Raw genomic sequence first — 3,789 nt, forward strand, 5'->3', positions numbered from 1 at the left:
CCTGCCCAATTTTGAACAGTGACGATGAAGCGTTAAAAATGAGTCGGTTAAAGCTGGCGGCATTAACAGCACGTATTCTTGAAACGGGTTTAGGCTTGTTAGGTATTCCCACACTAGAACGGATGTAAGAGTCATTTATGGCGGTTGATTACGCAAAGCGCGGCAATCCAAAGAACAACAAAAAACGCGGCAGTAAGCCGGGTGCACGCAAGTCAGCGAAGCGTGGTGGGGCTGTACGTAAAGGCGCAAGCCAGCAACAGCCTGCGCCGGTTAAAGTGGTTGTTTTAGTCGTTCTTGTTGTTGCTGTGTTTACCGCCTTTTTATGGTTCTTGCGCCACGGTGGCGAAGAACAGGTACCTGCGCTTGACGAGCCGGTCACCAGTGAGACGCCAGCACCGACCGTCACAGCTCCAGACCTTGACCCGTTACCTGAAATTCCAGCTGAGCGTTGGGGTTACATCTCTGAACTTGAGCAAAAACAGGTGGAAGTTGAGGTTCCAGAAACTGCCGAATCACGTCGCCGCTTGATGCAATGCGGGTCATTTCGGCAGTTTTCCGATGCCGACAATTTACGTGCGCGTATCGCCATGCATGGGTTTGAATCACAAGTCCGTGAGTCAACCGGTAGCAATGGCCGGTGGTATCGGGTGATTTTAGGTCCATTCGAGAACTTGCGGGCTGCACAACGCGTGAATAATCAATTGCAACGCTCAGGTATTTACGGCTGTCAGATTTGGCTGTGGAACCTCGATTAACGCGCTAATTTTTAGTGCTTCACCACGTTTACACTTGAATTTCCGCCGTCGCATCCTCATCTAGCGTGTATAACCGATAGAGAGGATAGGATATGACCACAATCGTTTCAGTGCGTCGCGGCGACAAAGTCGCTATTGGCGGCGACGGTCAAGTTTCATTAGGTAACACGGTGATGAAGGGCAACGCCAAAAAAGTGCGTCACCTTTATCATGGCAAGGTTCTCGCTGGCTTTGCCGGTGGTACCGCCGACGCATTTACCCTGTTTGAGCGTTTTGAATCCAAGCTTGAACAACATCAAGGTCATCTCACCAAAGCCGCTGTCGAACTTGCAAAAGACTGGCGCACCGATCGCATGCTGCGCAAATTAGAAGCTTTACTGGCCGTCGCCGACAAAACAACGTCGCTGATCATTACCGGTAACGGCGATGTCGTCCAGCCGGAAAATGATTTAATCGCAATTGGCTCTGGCGGCGCATTTGCCCAGAGTGCTGCGCGAGCCCTGCTGGAAAATACCGACTTAGATGCCCCTGCCATTGTTGAAAAAGCACTCACCATTGCTGGTGACATTTGCGTCTTTACCAACAGATTCCAAACGATTGAAGTGCTTGATGCCGAGCCTGCTGTAACCAAGGAGTAAGCATGTCTACTATGACCCCTCGGGAAATTGTCGACGAATTGAATCGTCATATTATTGGCCAACAAGATGCCAAGCGCGCGGTTGCAGTGGCACTTCGGAATCGCTGGCGGCGAATGCAGCTCGGTGACGAATTACGTCAAGAAGTGACGCCGAAGAACATCCTCATGATCGGTCCAACCGGTGTCGGTAAAACGGAAATCGCACGTCGATTGGCCAAGCTTGCGAATGCGCCATTTATTAAGATTGAAGCGACCAAGTTCACCGAAGTGGGTTATGTCGGTAAAGAGGTTGATTCGATTATTCGGGACCTGACCGACACCGCATTCAAAATGATGCGTGAGCAAGAAATGGCGAAAATGCGCCACCGAGCAGAAGATCTTGCTGAAGAGCGAATTCTCGATACTTTATTGCCTAAGCCTCAGCGAACTTGGGGTGATGAGCCGAAGCAGGAAGATGAGTCACAGTCGACGCGGCAGGTGTTTCGCAAGAAGCTGCGTGAAGGCAAGTTAGACGACAAAGAAATCGAAATTGATATTTCAATGCCGGCAATGGGTGTTGAAATTATGGCCCCCCCAGGCATGGAAGAAATGACGTCGCAATTGCAAAGCATGTTTCAAAACATGGGTAGCGGAAAAACGAAAAAGCGTAAGTTAAAAATTAAAGACGCGTTTAAGCAGCTGATTGAAGAAGAGGCTGCGAAAATGATTAACCCAGAAGAAATCAAGGAAAAGGCGATCCACTCGGTCGAACAGAACGGGATTGTTTTTCTTGATGAAATCGACAAAATTTGTAAACGCGGTGAAAGCAGTGGACCGGACGTGTCCCGCGAAGGTGTGCAACGTGATTTGCTGCCACTCGTCGAGGGTACGACCGTAAGCACGAAGCACGGCATGGTCAAGACCGACCATATCTTGTTTATTGCATCGGGAGCGTTTCAGGTTGCTAAACCGTCCGATTTGATTCCTGAGTTGCAGGGACGTTTGCCAATTCGAGTGAACCTTAAAGCGCTGACAACGGAAGACTTTGTCCGTATTTTGACCGAGCCGAGTGCATCGTTAACGGTCCAATATTCGGCGTTAATGGCGACCGAAGGTGTCGAGGTTAGCTTTACCGAAAACGGGATTCGTCGTATTGCTGAAATTGCTTGGCAAGTTAACGAAAAAACCGAAAACATTGGCGCGCGTCGTCTGCACACGGTGCTTGAGCGCCTGATGGAAGAAGTATCATTCAAAGCGTCAGATATGGAAGGTTCAAAACTGACCATTGACCGTGAATATGTCAATGCACACCTGAATGAACTCGCGGAAGATGAAGATTTAAGCCGCTTCATTCTGTAAAGCAAATTTGTTCTGAAAAGCAGCCGCATCCCCGGCTGCTTTTTTACGTGTCCTGGTCGCTCGCGCTATAGACTTGATTACCGCCGAGGTGCTTAGCTTGGTACAAGAGCTGATCGACGCGCTCGACGTTATCGTTGTCGCTCAACTGCGTATCGAGTAAGGCGACACCGAAGCTCATCGTAAGGAAGCCAGTCGGCGAGGCTCGATGTTCTAGCTTTAAATTGGCAATGGTTTCACAGAGGATTTGCGCGAGCTTTTTGGCTTCAAGCATGTCGCTAACTGGAACGAGCAACGCGATTTCTTCGCCACCATAGCGATAAGTAGTACCAGTGCAGTTGTCCGAGAGTGCTTTTGCCACTTGGCGCAAGGCATCGTCGCCTGCGAGGTGGCCATAATTGTCGTTGTAGGCTTTAAATTTGTCGATGTCACCAAGTAGTAATGCGCAGGTTGTTTCTTCGCCATGTTGCACCGCCAACTGCAGATCGCGATCAAAGGCACGGCGATTCCACAGATTGGTTAGACCGTCTAAATGAGCGATTTGGTCGAGCTTCTTATTCGCTTGAGCGAGTTTACTATTGGTTTGTTCGAGCTGTTTGGTGCGCTGTTCAACCAGTCCCTCTAAATTATTTTGGTTTTCTAGTAGGCGTTGCGCCATGGCGCGGAAGGCGCGTATCAGCTGACCGATCTCACTGCGAATGTCTTCATGCAATAAACGACTTTGAATCACTGCTTCATATTGCTTGTTACCAATCAACTCAGAGAGTTTTGCGAGGCGTTGAATCGGGTCGGCGACGTAGCGGCTCACGAAGACGTAAACAATGGAGAGAATGACCAACAGCAAGATCAGGGCGGAGAAACTGACTTGCAGCGGTGTTCGTAAGGCCGCACGTTGAATCTCCGCGTACGGATACAGGGTTACATGCCACCAGTCGGCGACCTCTAAAGGTTGAGCAATCAGAAGCTGACCGGGAATTGCATTCGGCAATACCACGGGCGAACGCTCAGCAAAAACAGGCTCAACTTGCTGATAAATTTGTGAGTAGACAGGGTTGGTGAGCT

At 49.7% G+C, this 3,789-nt stretch carries 5 protein-coding genes; 4 read left to right on the forward strand and 1 reads right to left on the reverse strand.

The window, feature by feature from the left end:
• From J5F18_RS19280 to hslU, 4 genes are all read left to right on the forward strand, one after another.
• Nucleotides 1-128, forward strand: a 128-nt coding sequence (locus tag J5F18_RS19280; protein ID WP_346302269.1) for a DALR anticodon-binding domain-containing protein, incomplete at its 5' end; no start/stop codon positions are given.
• 9 nt (nt 129-137) lie between these two features.
• The gene (locus J5F18_RS19285) at nt 138-755 is read left to right on the forward strand and encodes an SPOR domain-containing protein (protein WP_346300128.1); all 618 of its coding nucleotides are present in this window, start codon (nt 138-140) and stop codon (nt 753-755) included.
• 92 nt (nt 756-847) lie between these two features.
• Nucleotides 848-1,393: an ATP-dependent protease subunit HslV gene (hslV, locus tag J5F18_RS19290; protein WP_346300129.1), complete on the forward strand. Its 546-nt coding sequence runs from the start codon at nt 848-850 to the stop codon at nt 1,391-1,393.
• A gap of 2 nt (nt 1,394-1,395) precedes the next feature.
• Nucleotides 1,396-2,730, forward strand: a complete 1,335-nt coding sequence (gene hslU, locus J5F18_RS19295; protein ID WP_346300130.1) for an HslU--HslV peptidase ATPase subunit — start codon at nt 1,396-1,398, stop codon at nt 2,728-2,730.
• A gap of 43 nt (nt 2,731-2,773) precedes the next feature.
• Here hslU and J5F18_RS19300 read toward each other — a convergent pair.
• Nucleotides 2,774-3,789 (reverse strand): diguanylate cyclase (locus J5F18_RS19300; RefSeq protein ID WP_346300131.1); only part of this gene is annotated, 1,016 nt, incomplete at its 5' end.

The sequence above is a fragment of the Halomonas sp. BM-2019 genome (genome assembly GCF_017584085.1).

Bases quoted from the DNA above. Each gene is read 5' to 3' on its own strand.
- J5F18_RS19285 (WP_346300128.1), top strand. From the start codon at position 138: ATGGCGGTTGATTACGCAAAGCGCGGCAATCCAAAGAACAACAAAAAA.
- hslU (WP_346300130.1), top strand. From the start codon at position 1,396: ATGTCTACTATGACCCCTCGGGAAATTGTCGACGAATTGAATCGTCAT.
- hslV (WP_346300129.1), top strand. From the start codon at position 848: ATGACCACAATCGTTTCAGTGCGTCGCGGCGACAAAGTCGCTATTGGC.